This is a genomic window from Cyanobacteria bacterium GSL.Bin1 (assembly GCA_009909085.1).
Classification (GTDB): domain Bacteria; phylum Cyanobacteriota; class Cyanobacteriia; order Cyanobacteriales; family Rubidibacteraceae; genus Halothece.
In genome coordinates this window covers 1-18,818 of sequence record JAAANX010000033.1, presented here as the reverse complement: position 1 = coordinate 18,818, position 18,818 = coordinate 1, and the positions used below count along the sequence as shown (strand labels likewise).

Here is an 18,818-nt window from a genome sequence, read left to right as displayed (position 1 = left end):
CACTCAACTGAGAGACACTATATCGAGTTTTGATCATTCTTGATCCTCAAGTAACTCAATAATTCCAGTTTGTCCGTCAATTTTAACGAGTTGACCGTCTTGGAAGAGGTGGACAGCATTGGGGAGGTCCATTACTGCCGGTAAGCCATATTCGCGGGCGATGATTGCGCCATGAGACAATCTTCCTCCTACTTCTGAGATTAAACCGCCTGCTTGCGTAAGCACAACCCCCCAACCGGCATCGGTATAAGGAACCACTAAAATCGTTTCTTTATCCACGGTAATGGGTTGTGAAAGATCCTGAATCACTTTAATCCGACCAATGGCTTGCCCAGAACTCGCGGCAATCCCTTGCCAACGTTGTTGCGATCTCAATTGAGGAGACACCACTATGGAGTCTCGTTGGGGAGGGTTTCCATAAACCACATAGGGAACAGCAGGGAGTTTTTCATCTTCGCCAAACCAGAAACGGCGATCTGCGACGCGTTGGGAAATGTCCTCGCGCAATTTGGGGTCATCGTTTTTCACCAGATGGCGAATTTCTGATAACTTCAAGAAAAAGACCTCTCCTTCTTCATTGAGGAGTCTGGTTTCTAACCAAACCCGTTCTAGGGCGAGAAAACTCCAGCGCAGATGAGCTAATAAGCGATTATAAACTTCTGCCACTTCTGCTTTGAGATTTAAGCGTTGCTGAACCGTATTTTCTTGCCAATTGCGATGCCCTGATTGGTTCCCTTTTTGATTGGTTTGGAGTTGTTCGCTAAAGAAAAATTGGGTAAATAACGATCGCGCGGGACGAGGATTATCTTGCCAGCGGGGAATTGCAATATCAGTGGCGGTTTCGCTTAAATAGCCATATTGCTTTAACCAATCTTGGAACTGTTCTAAGATGCTTTCCCCATCCGGTAATTCCGCTAGCATCGCAAATAAGGAGGGAGCACTCATGGGTTCAATTTTGTCCATGGGGACTAAGTTTCTCGCATCTTGGGCAATTTGGGCTAAAGCTTGGCTAGAGGCAACTTCCGGTAAAGCCTTGTAATCTAAGGCGTCATCTTCGACTTGCAAGACATTTTTGCGTAGGGAAAAACTTAATGGCGCAAGAATGTTATAGTACGTGGCGGAATGGAGAGTGGTGAGAATCATTTCAATCCGGGTGAGCAATGCTTGGGGCGATAACTCACGAGCGGATTGTTGTTGTAAGTCTTGTAGCGTCGGGGTGAACAAAGCGTCTTGATCGGCGGCAAAATCGCTGGCTAAGCGCCATTCTCGTTTGGCTAAGCGCAGTAATCCCGGAAGGTTGCGTAGGGTAGAAAGCAGAGAAGGACGAGTAAATTCTGCCCCCCGCGTCAGAAATTCTAAACTTTCTGGGGGGAGTCCCATGCGCCGAAAGATTTTCCCTAAAAGGGTGGCATTAAAGTAAGCCCGGCTATAGTGTAAAGTTGCCGTTTCTTTAAACTTGAGTCCTTTGGCGCGATCGCCGAGAACGAGGGTAAATAGTTTTCCCCAGACTCCGCACGTCAACGGACGATTAATCGACCAAGTCAGCGGACGAATTAAGCCCGGAATCACTTCTGCTGCAATTTTGCGTGTCCAAATCGGTTGCAAGGTGGTAATAGGACGACTTTGCAAGATCCAAAGTTTTTCCCCATCAAACGTCCATTCCAAATCTTGAGGAAAACCATGAAAGCGTTCCTCTAATTCTCGGGCTAACTGGGCCACATCTTGCAAGAGAGATTCGGGAATTTCCCCTTCTCCTTCAATGGTGGGAGGGGAACCGGGAATCACGCGATATTGTTGTGGTGTCACCTGTCCAGAAACGACGGTTGCGGCTTCTCCGGGAAGGGCTTCGATCAGAACGGCATCATCCATTTGGGTGATCGGGTCGCGACTGAAAGCAACGCCAGAAAAGACACCTCGAATTTGCTGCTGGACTAACACTGCCATTGCGGTTTCTCCTTGTTGATGTTGGCGACGATATTGGGCAGCCGTCGGATTATGATAAGACCCCTGACACTGTAAAATTCCATCTCTGAGGGCTTCTGGGTTAGTAATATGAGAAATACTTTGATATTGCCCAGCCGCAGAACTTTCTTCAGTGTCCTCTCCCACCGCCGAAGAGCGAACAATTAAGGGATTCTCTGGGGAGGGAGATGCCGATTCTAGCAAAGGCAGGGGGTCATCTCCAGCGGGGAGAACCCAACCTGTGGGAACGGGATATCCCCAACGTTTGAGTTGAGAGAGAGTAGCCGCTTTCTGTCCAACTTTTTTCGCTGAAAGAGCATCATCGAGGGAGACGATCGCGCGATCGCCACGAAAGAATTTAAACATGGCACTGTTTTGCCCGTCCTTACTCGGTAAATCCAGGTCATCTGGAATTTTATAGTAAATCCCAAATAAAAGAAGCGACAGGGCAATTACCGCCATTATGGTTGGGGGATCGTTGATGTTGCGTAAGCCAATAATCACCGCCATTAGCACTAAAACCCCGTTTCGTCCCGCAGCGCGATCGCGCAAAATAGTAAAACTAATACCGCTAATCAGTAAAATTAAACCCGCTGCAATCGGGTCGTGAACGAGAATGCCCCACATAACATTAGTAGTTCCTGCCCCTTTGCCCCCCCAGTAACGCCCAATTACCAAGGCAATTAAAGCCACCAGTTCCCAAGCCGGATCATTGGGAAAAAAGGAACGCGCCAGCAACACCACTGCCATCCCTTTTGCGGCTTCTGAGAGGACGGCAAGAATTCCAACGCCTTTGCCGCCATGATAAAATGCTGCTGAGACCGAAACATTGCCGGTGCCAAGACGTTTTAAGTTTTGACCGGTCAAACTTAAAGTCAGCCAATGAATGAGAGGTAAGGCGCCGAAAAGGGGGCCAAGAATGAAAATGAGGAAAGCCCCGCCAAGTTGTGTGAGGGTCATAAGTTTTACGCAATCATTTTAGGAAAAAGGATCAATTGGGGAAAAGGGGAAACAACCGATCAAGGGAAGTTTAACATCCCGCTTTCCCTGAACTGACAGTTACCGAAACCTTACCGGATCAAGAACGTTCAAATTGCTTTTAGCCGTCTTCTCATCCCGATGAATCGTCAACAGAAAAATTCATCTTCTAATGCCGAGAATCAATCTTGGCGGCGCGCGATCGCGTCAGTCTGGCAGAATACCACAAATCGTGTGCAAGCGTCTCTCCCCTTCCAAAAAGCAACGGCAAAACTCGCCCAATGGTTTACCGTTTCCGAAGCGGAAGTGGGAGAAATTTTAGAACGAGTTCGCGCGGAACTGCCCACCACGGAAATTATTTTAGTGGGTAAACCCCAAGCGGGAAAAAGTTCCATTGTGCGAGGCTTAACTGGGGTTTCCGCCGCAATTGTCGGGCAAGGGTTTCGCCCCCATACGCAACATACCGAACAGTATCCCTATCCGTCGCCCGAACTGCCGTTAGTGATTTTTACAGATACCGTAGGCTTAGGCGATATTGAAGAAAATACCCCCCTTATTATTCAGGACTTACAAACTAATTTAGAGGATAGTTCAGACCATCGGGCTCGGATTGTTATTTTAACCGTAAAAATTAATGATTTTGCTACTGATACCCTCCGAGAAACCGCCGCTGACTTACGGCGAAAAAATCCAGATGTTCCCTGTTTACTAGCGGTCACTTGTGCCCACGAAGTGTATCCTTCCTCTGTAGAGACTCATCCCGACTATCCGCCAGAGTGGGAAAGTGTGCAACGTCCTTTTCAGAAAATTGAAGAAACCTTTGCTGGGCTATATGATCGCGCGGTTTTAATTGACTTCACTTTAGAAGAAGATGGCTATCCCCCCGTTTTTTATGGCTTAGAAGCCCTCCGCGATCAGTTAGGGGAGTTACTCCCAGAAGCAGAAGCCAAGGCAATGTATGAGCTATTAGACACCTCTGTCGGCAAGAAATTAGGCAACCTCTATCGAGATGTTGGACGGCGCTATATTCTAGCGTTTTCCATTATTGCGGGGACGGTGGCTGCTGTACCGTTACCCTTTGCCACAATGCCCGTTTTAACCACCTTACAAGTCTCTTTAGTGGGGTTATTGGGAAAACTATATGGACAGCCGCTATCTTTTTCGCAAGCGGGAGGAGTGGTGAGTGCGATTGCCGGGGGATTTTTTGCCCAACTGGTGGGACGCGAATTGATTAAATTTATCCCGGGTTTCGGCAGCGCGATCGCGGCATCTTGGGCAGCAGCTTACACTTGGGCGTTAGGGGAAGGGGCGTGTGTTTATTTTGGGGATTTAATGGGAGGCAAGAAACCCGATCCCAAAAAGATTCAAAAGACAATGGAATCGGCGTTTGCAGAAGCAAAAGAACGGTTTAAAAAGAATTAACTGCCTGCTTCAAAAATGGTAGTGGTCGATAAGTGTAATTCAGGAAAAATCCTCGATTCTAAAACTTGATTCCCTCGCAAACATTGCATTTGATATTCACCGTCAACTAACTGACAAACCGTAATTGTCGGTTGTTTAGGTTGACCGATATATCGCACTCCTCCCAAGCCACGATAATCAACAATCCAATATTCAGAAATGCCCATCGCTTCATATTCTATAAATTTATGTCCATAATCATCTCGCCAATTGGTACTCACCACTTCAATCACTAACGGAATCGTTTCACCGTTTTTTAGCACTGAGGCTTGTGACCACTGGGGTTCATTTTTGAGCAAATTACGGTTAATGACAGTCACATCAGGTTGATAGCCAGATCGGGGTTGTGAAGGTTTAACCAGACAAGTTCTCGGAATCGAATAAGGGAGTTGATGGCGACGAATTTCTAAGTTTAATTCTGCTACGAGAAAACCACTAATATCTTCATGAGTCCCAGTGGGCAAAATTTCAATAATTTCTCCTTCAATTAACTCGTAGCGCTTGCCATCATCCGGATACCAATCGCAAAATTCTTCAAAACTAATGGGTTGCGTTTGAGTTAGCATCCTTTGTCATCTTATGAAATCGCTAAAGACTTTGTAACTGACTATTTAGGCAAAGACTGATTTCACGCTCTAAGAGAATCCCCCTCTGTGATCGTTTAGGGGAATTACGCCCAAATGCCGAAGCAAAAGCCAGGTATGATTAAACAATATGGAATCTGCCTTGGCAGAGGCAAAAGAACGGTTTAAAAAGAAAGGTGATCGCGCTTTTCCTCTTTCTGGTGAGTATTATGGCGCGATCAACTCACTGAAACAAGGTCGTTTTCGGCGCACTATTCACGCTCAAAATTTAAAGCAGCAGAGTTCATGCAATAGCGTTTTCCCGTGGGTTTAGGCCCATCCTCAAACACATGACCGAGATGGGCATCACAGGCGGAACATAAGACTTCCGTGCGTGTCATAAACAAGCTCCGATCTGTTTCATAACTGACGTTGTCATCCTTAATGGGAGCATAAAAACTGGGCCAGCCAGTCCCTGAATCGTACTTGGTTTCAGAACTAAATAGGGGTTGACCACAGCAGACACATTTATAAGTCCCGGGTTCTTTCTTATCGTGATATTCGCCAGTAAAGGCGCGTTCAGTTCCTTTTTGGCGGGTTACCCGAAACTGTTCTTGGGTTAACTGTTGCTTCCACTCTTGCTCAGATTTTTTGACTTTCTCAACCATGATTTTAATTAATAATTCTTAACGTCTTTATTTGTAGTGTAGCGTTTTTAACCCCTCAGAGTGTTCGGGAAACTGGAAAAGGAAGGCGGCTGCTAGTGCAACTCCCACTATGGTTTCAGCTTAGTGGGAGGGAATCTTGATGGGTTATTCAGCTTCCACCGCAGCCCGCGCAGCAGCCGCTTCATCAGGATGGATATTGAGGCGGGTTAAATTCAAACGTCCTTTGTTATCAATTTCTCGCACTTTCACCACGACTTCATCGCCGACAGCGACTTCATCTTCGACTTTACCCACGCGATACTCAGCAAGCTGAGAAATATGAATCATCCCTTCTTTGCCGGGCATGAGTTCCACAAAGGCACCAATGGGAATAATGCGGGTGACGCGACCGAGACAAACATCCCCTTCACTAATTTTACGAGTCAGTCCTTTGATTTGATTCAGCGCCGCGATCGCGCTTTCGCGGTCGGATGCGGAAATCGTCATTGCACCACTATCTTCAATATCAACTTTTGCCCCGGTTTGTTCGGTAATATTCTTAATGGTTTTCCCACCGGGTCCAATCACTAATCCAATTAAGTCAGGATCAATTTTATAGTTGATGAGATGGGGGGCAAAGGGAGAGAGTTCCGGTTTCGGTTTATCAAGGGTCGCTAGCATTTTCTCTAGGATATGTAACCGTGCGGGAAGGGCTTGCTCGATCGCCTGGCGCACCACATCCAAACTTAAGCCAGTAATTTTCATATCCATTTGTAGCGCCGTGATTCCACTATCGGTTCCGGCGACCTTGAAGTCCATATCGCCAAGGAAATCTTCAATCCCTTGGATGTCGGTTAAGACGCGCACTTCATCTGCTTCTTTAATCAAGCCCATAGCCGCCCCACTCACCGGTTTACTGATGGGAACGCCCGCATCCATCAAGGCGAGGGTGGAACCACATACTGACCCCATCGAGGTGGAACCATTGGAGGATAAAACCTCAGAGACGACCCGTAAAACATAAGGGAAATCCTCTTTAGAAGGAAGCACTGGTATAATGGCCCGTTCAGCTAATGCCCCATGCCCAATTTCCCGTCGCCCAGGGGAACGTAAGGGTTTGGTTTCTCCCACCGAATAAGGGGGAAAATTATAGTGGTGGAGATAGCGTTTTTCTTCGTTGGGATGCAGTTCATCCGCTAAATCTTGGGCATCCCCGGGAGTACCTAAGGTGGCGAGAGAGAGGACTTGCGTCAACCCCCGCCGGAATAAGCCACTACCATGAACCCGTTTCGGAAGCACACTCACATCACAACTCACCGGACGGACTTCATCGAGTTTCCGTCCATCGACGCGCACCCCTTCTTCAACAATTTGACCCCGCATTAGGCTACGGGTGACCTCTTTAAAGACCTTGCCAATGGCTTTGGGATCTTCAGTGACTAAAACTTGCAGCGGATCATCTTCAGGCAGTTGCGCGATCGCGTTTTCAATTTCGTTTTCCTTAATTTGATCCAACAATTCATCTCGTCCATTTTTATCGAGATCAAACTGTTGCAGCACTTTTTTAATCGGTTCCGTGGCCTTGGCTTTAATAAAATCTTCCAATTTCGGATCCACTTGCGGCGGTTCTTCCGTCGCTAAGGTAATGCCTTGGTCTTTCATTAACTGCTTTTGCGCTTCAATTAAATCCCGAACCGCTTCATAACCAAACTCAATGGCTTCAATGACATCCTGTTCCGGGAGTTGATTCGCCCCTGCTTCTACCATGACCACGCCATCAGGGGTTCCGGCGACGACTAAATCTAAATCACCGTTATTAATTTCGTCATAGGTGGGATTAATGATAAAGTCATCTCCCACTAAACCGACGCGTACCGCTGCCATGGGACCATAAAAGGGAATTTGCGCACAAATGACGGCAAGGGAAGCTCCGGTGACCGCTAACACATCTGGCGGCACTAATTCATCCATGGATAACGTTGTTGCCACCACTTGAATATCATCCCGAATCCACTGCGGAAATAAGGGACGTAACGGGCGGTCAATCAAACGACTGGTTAACGTCACTTTTTCTGGGGGACGACCCTCTCGTCGTAAAAAACCACCGGGAATGCGACCGGCGGCGTAAAGTCTTTCTTCGTAATCGACAATTAACGGTAAGAAATCAATTCCTTCTCGTCCTCCGCTGCGAGTCGCTGTGACCAGGACTGATGTATCTCCACATTCAATGAGGACAGAACCACCGGCTTGTGGTGCAAACCGTCCGACTTGAAGCCGAATATCCCGACCATCAAAGGATATTGACTGTTCAAATTCCATCATTATCGTCTCTTTTCCTTATGTGACTATAGCTATGCTCTTTCTCTGTGGCAATGCTAGCACTAAAGAATTTGTTATTGGTTATTCGTCATTAGTTATTAGTCATTGGTCATTGGTCTTTCACCGCCTTACCTGATCTCCACCACTCCCTCTCTCATTTCACGGTAAGGTAGAAAGTATCAGTTCAAAAGATGTCTTGGGAGAACCAGCAAGCGGCGCTTCCCTTGGCATCTTTAGCGTTGTTAGACCCAGGAAGCAAAAAAGTATCAATAATGACGAAATTACACGGAATTTGGTTGTCTCATCCGCAAGAACAAACATTTTTTATTTGGGGAGAAACCTGGCGCAGTTGTACAGGCATCAAGGCAGAAAATCTGCCCAGTGACCACCCTTTTGCCCTGGATGAAGCTGAACTGAAACGTGCGTTGACGCAGCAACAAATTTCCGCCGAAGAATTAACCGATTACCGCTCATTATTACTATCCCTTCCCACTCAAGACAGTAGTAAGCAACAATTCCTTCCCCTTCTCTCCCAGCAAACACCACCAGCGCCGGACAATCTTTCTCTAGAACCTTGGCGAGTGTCAGGCTATCACCTCCCTCTAGCGAGTCTTCTCCCGTTCTTATCAACAACCACCGAAACGGGAAGTTTACAATTTTGGTCGCATCTTTACCGCTGGAGTTGTCAATTACTGGCGCGATCTAAGTTTTTACCGGAACTGCAAGTGCCAAGCGCAGGGAAAGGAAAAACGGTTTGGCAACCTCTGTTTGATGCCCCGAGTGACCAAGCCCGTTTACAAACTTTTGCCGAACAAATGCCCACGAGTTGCCGCGCCCATGATTTAGAGGTATCTCCCCAAGCGCTTATTATCAGTTTTATCAGTACCGTCATTGATACTGAAATTCGACGGTGTTCGGTACAAACCTTTCCCCCTGTCACCACCCCTCTCCTCAAACAATGGTTTACCGCGCTGGCGAGTTCCGAACCGACTTTTTCGGTAGATGAGATGAATTTACACCGTCTCGATAAAGCGTTGCAGCTCTGGATTGCGCCTGTCAAGGATTATTTGGGAGATCAGGTCTTAAAATCTCTAGGACAAAACCCGTTTCGCCCTTGTTTCCAACTGCTTCCTCCAGAAAAGGCAACGGAAAATTGGTATTTAGAATATGGTTTACAAGCCCGTGACGATGAAAATTGTTTTTTACCGGCAACTACGATTTGGCAGGCTGCAACCACTGAACTGGTTTATGAGGAAAGAAAGGTTAAACAGCCTCAAGAAAGCTTACTACAAGGGTTAGGTTTAGCCTTACGCCTGTATCCGACGATTCGCGATAGTTTACAACAGCCCACGCCCACAGGTTGTTCTCTCGATCCGATCGCGGCTTATGAGTTTATTCGCGCCAGTGCCTGGCGTTTATCAGAAAATGGTTTTGGTATTATGCTTCCTCCCGGTTTAGCCCCCGGTAGCGGGGAACGACGTTTGGGGGTAAAGGTGAAAGCAAAAGCCCCGAAAAAGGGACAAAAGTTAGGCTTACAGAGTTTACTTGACTATCAGTGGGAATTAGCAGTGGATGAAGAAACCCTTTCCCCAGAAGCGTTTCAACAATTATTAGCCCAACAATCGCCATTAGTGGAAGTGAATGGGAAATGGTTAGCCTTACAACCCAGTGATGTGAAAGCAGCGCAAAATCTTCTTAAGGTAAGTGATGAACAAATGAATTTCTCTGTTGAAGATGCCGTGCGTCTCACCAGTGGTGAAACCCAGACCATGGGCAAATTACCCATTGTTGATTTTGAAGCCAGCGGGGCATTGCGGGAGTTAATTACCAATCTTAGTGGCAATCAGGCGCTGACTCCCATTGCAACACCGGCAGGCTTTCGCGGAGAATTACGTCCCTATCAAGCCCGAGGGGCAGGTTGGCTTGCCTTTTTGCAAAAGTGGGGCTTAGGGGCTTGTTTAGCTGATGATATGGGGTTAGGGAAAACGATTCAGGCGATCGCGCTACTCCTCCATCTTAAAGAAAAAGAAGAACTGTCTGCCCCTGTCCTTTTAGTGTGTCCCACTTCTGTTTTAGGCAATTGGGAACGAGAAGTGCAACGCTTTGCCAGTCATTATTGTTCAACGCTGGTTCATTACGGTGAAAAGCGCAAGCAAGGGCAGCCCTTTGCCAAACAAGCCCAAAAATATGATTTAGTGATTACGAGTTATGTGCTAGCCCAGCGGGATGCAACCACACTCAAAACTGTGCTTTGGGACGGGATTATTTTAGATGAAGCGCAAAATATTAAAAACCCGCAAGCCAAGCAGTCGAAAGCCGTGCGGGGATTAGAAGCCAATTTTCGGATTGCTCTCACGGGAACCCCCCTGGAAAACCGCCTTTCTGAATTGTGGTCAATTCTTGACTTTTTGAATCCAGGTTATTTAGGGTCACAGCAATTTTTCCAACGCCGTTTTGCCACCCCCATTGAAAAATACGGCGATCGCGATTCCTTACAAACCCTGCGTTCTCTGGTTCAACCCTTCATTTTACGACGGCTGAAAACGGATCAAGACATTATCCAAGATTTACCGGAAAAACAGGAAATGAATGTCTATTGTGGCTTATCCAGCGAACAGGCGAAACTCTATCAAGAAATTGTCGAGAAAGCCCTGTCTGATATTGAAGCGGCGGAAGGGATTCAACGTCATGGTAAAATCCTAACACTGTTAATGAAGCTCAAACAGTTGTGTAATCATCCGGCATTATTAAACAAAGAAAAAGTCTTAGATTCTGCCCAACGCTCTGGTAAATTATTGCGCTTAGTTGAAATGTTAGAAGAGTTGACGGCTGAGCGCGATCGCGCTTTAATTTTCACCCAATTTGCTGAATGGGGAAAATTATTACAAGCTTATCTTCAAAAAGAATTTAATTGCTCGATTCCTTTTTTATACGGTGCAACTCGCAAAAAGCAACGCCAAGAAATGGTGGACCGCTTTCAAAATGATCCCGATGCTCCGCCATTTTTTATTCTTTCCATTAAAGCAGGAGGAACGGGTTTAAATTTAACTCGGGCTAATCATGTTTTCCACATTGATCGTTGGTGGAATCCGGCAGTCGAAAACCAAGCAACGGATCGGGCATTTCGGATTGGACAAAAACAAAATGTCCAGGTCCATAAATTTATTTGTACCGGCACCCTAGAAGAACGGATTCATGAAATGATTGAAAGTAAAAAGCAATTAGCAGAGCAAACGGTTGATGCCGGTGAAGATTGGCTCACGCAATTGGATACAGAACAGTTACGAGATTTGGTGTTATTAGATCGGAAAGCGGTGCTTGATGAAGAGGGATAAATCATTGTTATATTACCTTTTTCCTTTACCCGTCTCTATCATTTTTCAATTGATGAGAGTAGCAAAAGCCGTGTTATGAGTTAAGAATAAACATGAGAAAAGTGCGCAATTTCATCCGATCAATATCTAAATTATGGGAAGAAGAAAAATTTTTAAATATCACTGAAGGCGTAGAAACAATTGTCGCTAAAATCTTAACCATTGCGCTGCTTATTGTTATTTTAGTTGCACTTGTTGATTTGATGTTTGTCTTAAGCCAAATTTTATTCCGATCGCCTCCCTCTGGTTTTTTTAATCAAACGATTTTAGAAGTTTTTGGCTTATTTCTAAATATTTTAATTGCGTTAGAACTGTTAGATAATATTACGGCTTATTTAAGAAAACATATTTTCCAAGTTGAGTTGGTCATTGCGACTTCCCTGATTGCAGTAGCACGTAAAATTATTATCTTTGATTTGAAAAAATATTCAAATACTGATTTAATTTCTTTGGCAGTGGCAATTTTTGCACTTTCAATTAGTTATTGGTTAGTGCGGCAGTTGAATCGGAACAGATAAACCAAGTAACTTATTGGATCGCTATAAATTGATGATTTAAGTCAATAATGGTAAGATGAGCATAAATTTTATTTGTAGCCAAACTTCCTGATATTTCTCACTGAATCTATGATTCATTAAAAAATATGTCTAATTCGATCATTACAATTCATGAGACTGATTTACAGCAAACGTTAGTCATTGAACGACCGGATCAAGGGGTGACATTGCAAGGAAATGTGAAGATTCCCGGCGATAAATCCATTTCCCATCGGGCTTTAATGTTTGGCGCGATCGCGCGAGGAGAAACCCGGATTCGGGGGTTATTATTAGGAGAAGATCCCCGGAGTACTGCCCGTTGTCTCCGAGCAATGGGGGCTCGTATTTCTGAACTCAATGCTCAAGAAGTTGTTGTAGAAGGGGTGGGATTAGACCACTTGCAAGAACCAACAGAAGTTTTAGATGCGGGAAATTCAGGAACAACAGTGCGGTTGATGCTGGGCTTACTCGCCTCTCATGCAAATCGTTTTTTTGTCATTAATGGTGATGAATCGCTGCGATCGCGCCCCATGTCGCGGGTCGTGCAACCGCTATTGCAAATGGGAGCGCAGATTTGGGGAAGACAAAACAATTCTCGTACTCCCTTAGCGATTCAAGGGCAATCATTGAAAGCAATTGAGTATTGTTCTCCCATCGCGTCGGCTCAAGTCAAATCTTGTATTCTCCTGGCTGGACTGATGGCAAACGGGAATACAACTGTGATTGAACCTTCGCTATCGCGGGATCATAGTGAACGGATGTTGGCAGCGTTTGGGGCAAATATTACCACAGATCCAGAAACAAAATCGGTTACCCTGGAGGGACAACCAACACTCCAAGGCAGAATCGTGGTCGTGCCTGGTGATATCAGTTCGGCTGCCTTTTGGTTAGTTGCTGGCTCGATTGTTCCCGATTCTGAGTTAGTGATTGCCAATGTAGGGATTAATCCGACACGGACTGGTATTTTAGAGGCACTCACTCGCATGGAAGCCGATATTACCATTGAAGAAGAACGGATTATTGCCGGAGAACCCGTTGCTGATTTACGCATCCGATCTTGTCAGTTAAAGGGCGCAGAAATTGGGGGGAATTTAATTCCGCGTTTAATTGATGAAATCCCGATTTTAGCAGTAGCAGCAGTTTTTGCTAAGGGGAAAACCCTGATTAAAGATGCAGAAGAGCTACGAGTCAAAGAAAGTGATCGGATTGCGGTGATGGCATCACAGTTATCTAAAATGGGCGCAGCAATTACTGAATATCCGGATGGCTTTGAAATCCAAGGAGAAGGGACACTTACCGGCACTGACATCGAAGCCTATAACGATCATCGCATTGCCATGAGTTTCGCGATCGCTGCTCTTAATGCTAAAGGTAAAACAACAATTCATGGGGCGCAAGCAGTGAGTATTTCTTATCCAGGCTTTACAGAGACTTTACAAGAGATCTGTCAGAGTCATTAGTCATTGGTCATTAGTCATTGGTCATTGGTCATTGGTCATTGGTCATTAGTCATTAGTCATTGGTCATTAGGGAACAGAGAATATTGGGCGATCAATTATTTATTTCAGGGATGAGGGTGTCTCCCTTGTCTCCCTTGTCTCCCTTGTCTCCCTTGTCTCCCTTGTCTCCCTTGTCTCCCTTGTCTCCCTTGTCTCCCTTATCTCCCTTATCTCCCTTATCTCCCTTGTCTCCCTTATCTCCCTTATCTCCCTTTCCATTTCTGCCAAGCCAGCTTAGCTGCACCAACCATTCCCGCTCGATTGCCTAGTTCAGCGGTTAAAAGCTGGAGATTCATCCGTGAAATACTAACCACCCGCTTTTCAATTTCTTGCCAAGTTGCAGGTAAAAAGAATTCTGCACTGGCACTAATTCCGCCGCCGATAATAATGGCTTCCGGGGTCAGCACATAAATTAAACTTGCTAATCCTGCCCCTAAATCGCGTCCATACGCTTCCCAAAAGGTAAGGGCCGTTTTGTCTCCGGCTGCTGCCAGTTTTCCGAGTTCAGCGGGGGTTTTTTGCGTTCTCCGCTGGATCGCTTGCACACATAAATGCTGTTCTAAAGACCCATGATTGCCACTATTACAGGGATCGCCGTGTGGATTGAGAGTAATTAAGCCTAACTCTCCTGCTGCGCCATAAGCCCCTGTAAACAATTGATTATTGATAATAATTGCGCCACCAACCCCTGTTCCCAGAGTCAGGAGAATCAGATTGTTGACATTGCGCCCCGCACCCAACCAAGATTCTCCTAAACCCGCACAGTTGGCATCATTAGCAACAAACGTGGGGAGTCCAATCTTTGCTTCTAATAAATCGGCGAGGGGAACATTGCGCCAACCAAGGAGATTGATGGCAATCAAGGCAATACGACCTGTTGCATCTGTGGGTCCCGGTGTACCAATGCCGATCGCGCCACTGGTTTGTTCTGGATCTACTTCTTGCACCGCAATCCGCAGTAACTCTGCAACTGCTTCTGGATCAGGGGGCTGCGGTGTCGGTACTGTTGTCTGCTGCAGACAAGTACCATCCTGGAGAAATCGTCCCAGCTTAATCGCAGTTCCGCCTAAATCGATGCCGATAACTGTAGGCTGTTGCACAATGAGTAATGATTAGATCAACAACTGACCATTATCCCATTAACTCATGAATCTCGAAGCACAGACGCTTGCCAAAATGCACCCCTCAACTTTGGTTGCAGGAGTAGATGAAGTGGGAAGAGGCGCATTATTTGGTCCTGTAGTTGCAGCAGCAGTGGTTATCTCCGTTGCAGAACTATCGCAGTTAAACGAAATTGCCGCAAAAGATAGTAAAAAACTTTCTGCCAAACGGCGAGAAGAGTTAGCCCAACAAATTAAAACGGTTGTTAGTGATGTCCGCATTGGCTACGCCACCGCCAAAGAAATTGATGAGATTAATATCTTACAAGCCTCTCTACAAGCGATGCGACGGGCGGTACAAAAGTTAACCCCGCAACCGGATCTCTGCTTTGTGGATGGTCGGTTTCCAGTCCCCGGCTTAAAGCTGTCGCAGGTAACTTTAAAACAAGGAGATGCGCGATCGCGCGCCATTGGTGCTGCGAGTATTATCGCAAAAGTCTGGCGCGATGACCTGATTGTCCGTCTTTGGGGCAACCAATATCCTCAGTATCATCTAATAACCAACAAGGGATATGGAACAGCAGCCCATCGTCTTGCGCTACAAGAATATGGTCCGTCTCCGCAACATCGTCTCTCTTTTCGTCCTTGTCAGAATCAGTCAAGGATGACTCTTCACTGATTGCTGATTAAGGGCAAATTCAATTTTTTCTACCATTTTTCGATAGGCGTCAGGGGTAGGTAAATGCTCGATCATTAGGGCTTGACGATTAGCAACAATTAACACCATTAAATTAGGTTCTGGAATTAAAATAATGGCTTCAATATCTGCTGTCTTTAATTGCTCTTGTTTCTGATGACCTACATAATATTTAAGCAAGGACTGATCGAGATAAATGTGTTGGGTACGACTAATTTTTGCGCCTTGAAATATGATAATGCCAACGGCTAGACCAATTTCAAAATAGCTTTCTATATCTAAATTAAAACGTAATATTTCCCATATACTCGGTAAATAAATAGTGGTTTGCTGTTGGTTAAAAAAAGGGATAAAAACCGCATTTAAAAAACCACCCCATCGAACCATAAAGTTTGTACTAATGATGACAAATAGGAGAAAACCTGACTGGACTAAAATTTGCTTCAATAGTTGCCAACTATCTTGCAGTCGCCATTGCGAATAAATATGATATTGCTGATTTTGTAACTCAATTTGAATCGTATTCGAGTTTGCTGTTGCAATCGGGGATAACTCATGTGTTGCGTAAGAATGATTCCCTTCACTCTCTAATAAAATAATCGGAATCTCTAATTGGGTTGCTAATTTTTTGGCTTTACTGAGTGCTTTTTCTGGCTTAGGTTGTTCATCGACTAGAATTTCGGTACCGTCTTGCAAAAAAAGGAGAACTTGCCAACATTGCTTAATCTCTGCTTGAAAGCCATCACTGTAAAGGGTACGGGAAACGATCGCGCTTTCTTTAATTTGTTCACGGTTAAATTCTAAATCAATAGTTTGATTTTTAGGTAAATATTCTTTGAAATAAAGTTTATTCTCAGTAATGTGGAGAGAAACGGGATATTTACTGCTGCCTTTTTGATAATACTTCTGCGCGATCGCGCGATCTATCAGCCACAAACTAAAAAATAAAACTAGCAGAATTCCTCGATAGGTTTGTAAGTGGAAAAATGCAATGGAAAATAAACAGAAAATAAAAAATAAAACGAGGTTCGCAACCTCATTTTTGATAGTCTTCCCGGAAATTAGCTCAGTCCAAATGCTTTGTAATATAAAATCATAAACCCTTTGCAGGAGCTTTTTAACTTGAGCACAAGGAAAAATTAACCGAGAAAACAGAGTATGCTGAGAATGGTAAACTGAACCGCTAAAATACATAGATTAAGGAGAAAAGCAATTCATTTCTCCTTAATTATGCCCAGGTCAATCATCAATTACAAACCCTCATCTTAAATTACAGCAAATTATTATCTTAGCTAGAGGCACTTGCTTGATGATTGGTTCGTTGTGCCTCATGCTCTGATTACTTTATAAAGAACAAATGATTCAGCTTCAAGCCTACCAACTAATCCATATTGTCCCTTAGTCAACTCAAGAATGCGAGCTTAATTTCAAGCTGTTTTGGGAGAAGATAGAGAAGCTTGTTGGTTAGTCGTTGTTGTCGTTTGATTGGCCCAGGCGTGATAATCAGAAATCAACTGATTCATTAGCTTTTGTTTAATGCGACTCAATACCCCTTTCAATAAACCATTTCCTGTTGTCTCTAACATCGGTCGGGGAGTAAACCACAAAGCAGGCGGTAAGTTCACATCAACGGTTAAATCAGCAACGCCTCTCAGGTAAGTTTTACCATTTTCTTGAATGGGTTCCAATTTGCCCTTCAGTTGAAGAGAAAAGCGATCATTAATATAATCGTTTCCTAAAATTTCACAGCTTTCTGATGTCAGAGTAACAGCCCCCTTAGTATCAGCAACTACTTTCAGCACTGCCGAAGGTTGAAAATGATAAATATCCAGAAAATTGAGAGGGCGCATTTTCAAGCGAAAGCGGTTCTCCGAGAGAGGTGTCATTAGTTTAGGATTCGCAATTGTTTTTACTAAACGTTGCGGTTGGCGTAAATAATGTTGAATGGGCGTATTTTCCGGCGGAACGGTCAAATTAACAGACTCAGACGCGGTAAATCGTACAGTTTCCATAGTTTGGTTAAGACTCTCTCAGCGTGGACTCTCATTTCAATCCTCTCACTGTCAAGACAGGGCAGAATCATGAGCGAGCGTATGCATTAAAAAACTTCACATCGCTTAATAATAAGTATAAAAAACTCCAGTTAGCTTTATCCTCTCTCCAAAGCAACAAAGGAATTGAGAAAACAACTCTGCTGCAAGTGATAGAAAATTGATTACAAAGATATTGATCATAGATAATTAGTTTAATCTTCCCTTGCGATTCCTTTTTTCGTTAATAAACAATATGACTTTCTCCATTGCTCATTTAGGGCCGACTGGGACGAATGCCGAGACGGCAGCTTTAGCGTATACACAATGGTTGCAGCGTACTCATGGACAGGACTCGCTATTATGTCCCTATGCTAGTATTGCTCAAACTTTAAAGGCGGTCGCTGAACAAGAAGCCGATTTTGCAGTTGTTCCCGTGGAAAATTCGACAGAAGGAAGTGTAACCGTTACCCTAGATACCTTGTGGCAATTGGAAGGACTACAAATTCAAAAGGCATTAGTGCTACCGATTACGCATTCCCTACTCTCTCATGCCACTGCTTTAGAAGAAATTCAAACCGTTTATTCCCATCCTCAAGCCCTTGCCCAGTGCCAAAAAGCCCTGGAGTCTTGTCTCCCCCAAGTACAGTTAGTCCCTACCGCTTCCACTGTCGAAGCCTTACATTATCTCTCGCAAGAAGCAGAAAGTAAACGGTGTGGCGCGATCGCGTCCTCTCGGGCTGCAAAACTATACAATGTACCGATTTTAGTTTCATCTCTCAATGATTACCCTGGCAACTGCACTCGGTTTTGGGTTGTCGGTTTAGAACCCGCCACAAACGGCAAGTATATTTCCCTTGGCTTTAGTACAGGGGTTAACAAACCGGGGGCACTAGTTCGTCCGCTTTCTGTTTTTGCCCAACGAGAAATCAATTTAACCCGCATTGAATCTCGCCCCACTAAACGTTCTTTAGGGGAGTATCTCTTTTTCATTGATATTGAAGGCAATGCCAGTCAGCCTCATGTTCAAGCAGCGTTAGAAGATTTGCCTCAATATACAGAAGTCCTCAAAATTTTTGGGAATTATGATGTGTTACCCATTCATTAAAGTGCAGAGTGATGAATGAGCGCTTAGCTTCAGGAATTTTGGTCATCTCAGTATTTCAAGTTTCAGATCCAATAAATTGATGAAAAGAAAAATTGAATCTTACCTTGCTCCCCTTAAATAACTGTGTTAGCATAGTAAACGCTTTCGTAAGCGGCTCAGTAGCTCAGCGGTAGAGCAGGGGACTCATAAGCCCTTGGTCGCGTGTTCAAATCACGCCTGAGCCATTTTTAGTTGGAATAAAGATAAGCCTTAAAAGATCGCCAGACGGTCTTTTTGTGTTGTTGACTGGTTTTTCAATCTAGACTATTCTCTCTAAAAAGGACTAATTACCCAAAAAATTTAGGCAAAGTTTAGGCATGGATATTAACCCCAAGATTCAATGACCCCCACCTACTTCGTGAGGTGGGGGATTGGGGAGAGATAACCTCCCCGTAGCTGCGAATAGAGCCATGAGCGGTTAGCGAGTAAACACTTCCAGATGTTTCTCTAGTTTGGATTAGATGTAAGAGGGCGGAATCTCGCCCAACTGGGTTAGTCCAGGACA

At 44.8% G+C, this 18,818-nt stretch carries 14 protein-coding genes and 1 tRNA gene; 7 read left to right on the top strand and 8 right to left on the bottom strand.

The window, feature by feature from the left end; all coding sequences use genetic code 11:
- Positions 1-33: 33 nt before the first annotated feature.
- On the bottom strand, positions 34-2,922 hold the full coding sequence (locus tag GVY04_01960) for a pyruvate phosphate dikinase PEP/pyruvate-binding protein (GenBank protein ID NBD14938.1): 2,889 nt from the start codon (positions 2,920-2,922) through the stop codon (positions 34-36).
- Positions 2,923-3,081: 159 nt separating this feature from the next.
- On the opposite strand from GVY04_01960, the gene GVY04_01955 reads away from it, so the two are divergent.
- Positions 3,082-4,362, top strand: a complete 1,281-nt coding sequence (locus GVY04_01955; protein ID NBD14937.1) for a hypothetical protein — start codon at positions 3,082-3,084, stop codon at positions 4,360-4,362.
- Here the strand turns inward: GVY04_01955 and GVY04_01950 are convergent.
- The 3 genes from GVY04_01950 to GVY04_01940 all read right to left on the bottom strand — a co-directional run bounded on the left by GVY04_01950 (position 4,359) and on the right by GVY04_01940 (position 7,933).
- Complete coding sequence (locus GVY04_01950) at positions 4,359-4,967, bottom strand: Uma2 family endonuclease (GenBank protein ID NBD14936.1); 609 nt, start codon at positions 4,965-4,967, stop codon at positions 4,359-4,361. The genes GVY04_01955 and GVY04_01950 overlap by 4 nt on opposite strands.
- A 269-nt stretch (positions 4,968-5,236) precedes the next feature.
- A complete protein-coding gene (gene msrB / locus GVY04_01945) occupies positions 5,237-5,632 on the bottom strand; it encodes a peptide-methionine (R)-S-oxide reductase MsrB (protein ID NBD14935.1) in 396 nt (131 codons plus the stop codon).
- A 144-nt stretch (positions 5,633-5,776) separates the two neighbouring features.
- A complete protein-coding gene (locus GVY04_01940; protein NBD14934.1) occupies positions 5,777-7,933 on the bottom strand; it encodes a polyribonucleotide nucleotidyltransferase in 2,157 nt (718 codons plus the stop codon).
- Positions 7,934-8,202: 269 nt separating this feature from the next.
- Here GVY04_01940 and GVY04_01935 point away from each other — a divergent pair, with 269 nt between their 5' ends.
- From GVY04_01935 to aroA, 3 genes are all read left to right on the top strand, one after another.
- Entirely contained in the window at positions 8,203-11,265 is a 3,063-nt protein-coding gene (locus GVY04_01935) for a DEAD/DEAH box helicase family protein (GenBank protein NBD14933.1), read from the top strand.
- Positions 11,266-11,357: 92 nt separating this feature from the next.
- On the top strand, positions 11,358-11,822 hold the full coding sequence (locus GVY04_01930) for a hypothetical protein (GenBank protein ID NBD14932.1): 465 nt from the start codon (positions 11,358-11,360) through the stop codon (positions 11,820-11,822).
- 125 nt (positions 11,823-11,947) lie between these two features.
- On the top strand, positions 11,948-13,300 hold the full coding sequence (gene aroA / locus GVY04_01925; protein ID NBD14931.1) for a 3-phosphoshikimate 1-carboxyvinyltransferase: 1,353 nt from the start codon (positions 11,948-11,950) through the stop codon (positions 13,298-13,300).
- Positions 13,301-13,391: 91 nt separating this feature from the next.
- On the opposite strand, the gene GVY04_01920 is transcribed toward aroA, so the two are convergent.
- Together GVY04_01920 and GVY04_01915 are read right to left on the bottom strand one after the other, a co-directional pair.
- On the bottom strand, positions 13,392-13,601 hold the full coding sequence (locus GVY04_01920) for a hypothetical protein (protein ID NBD14930.1): 210 nt from the start codon (positions 13,599-13,601) through the stop codon (positions 13,392-13,394).
- Positions 13,543-14,439 (bottom strand): ROK family protein, encoded by an 897-nt coding sequence (locus GVY04_01915; GenBank protein NBD14929.1) that lies wholly within the window; start codon positions 14,437-14,439, stop codon positions 13,543-13,545. The genes GVY04_01920 and GVY04_01915 overlap by 59 nt, the downstream gene beginning before the upstream one ends.
- Before the next feature lie 46 nt (positions 14,440-14,485).
- Here GVY04_01915 and GVY04_01910 point away from each other — a divergent pair, with 46 nt between their 5' ends.
- Positions 14,486-15,118: a ribonuclease HII gene (locus GVY04_01910; GenBank protein ID NBD14928.1), complete on the top strand. Its 633-nt coding sequence runs from the start codon at positions 14,486-14,488 to the stop codon at positions 15,116-15,118.
- On the opposite strand, the gene GVY04_01905 is transcribed toward GVY04_01910, so the two are convergent.
- Both GVY04_01905 and GVY04_01900 read right to left on the bottom strand, forming a co-directional pair.
- Positions 15,098-16,330: a hypothetical protein gene (locus GVY04_01905; GenBank protein NBD14927.1), complete on the bottom strand. Its 1,233-nt coding sequence runs from the start codon at positions 16,328-16,330 to the stop codon at positions 15,098-15,100. The genes GVY04_01910 and GVY04_01905 overlap by 21 nt on opposite strands.
- A gap of 233 nt (positions 16,331-16,563) precedes the next feature.
- Positions 16,564-17,148, bottom strand: a complete 585-nt coding sequence (locus tag GVY04_01900) for a DUF1997 domain-containing protein (GenBank protein NBD14926.1) — start codon at positions 17,146-17,148, stop codon at positions 16,564-16,566.
- 274 nt (positions 17,149-17,422) lie between these two features.
- Between GVY04_01900 and pheA the strand changes: the two genes are divergently transcribed.
- A complete protein-coding gene (pheA, locus tag GVY04_01895) occupies positions 17,423-18,274 on the top strand; it encodes a prephenate dehydratase (GenBank protein ID NBD14925.1) in 852 nt (283 codons plus the stop codon).
- A 152-nt stretch (positions 18,275-18,426) separates the two neighbouring features.
- Positions 18,427-18,498: transfer RNA gene (locus GVY04_01890), tRNA-Met, on the top strand.
- Positions 18,499-18,818 lie beyond the last annotated feature (320 nt).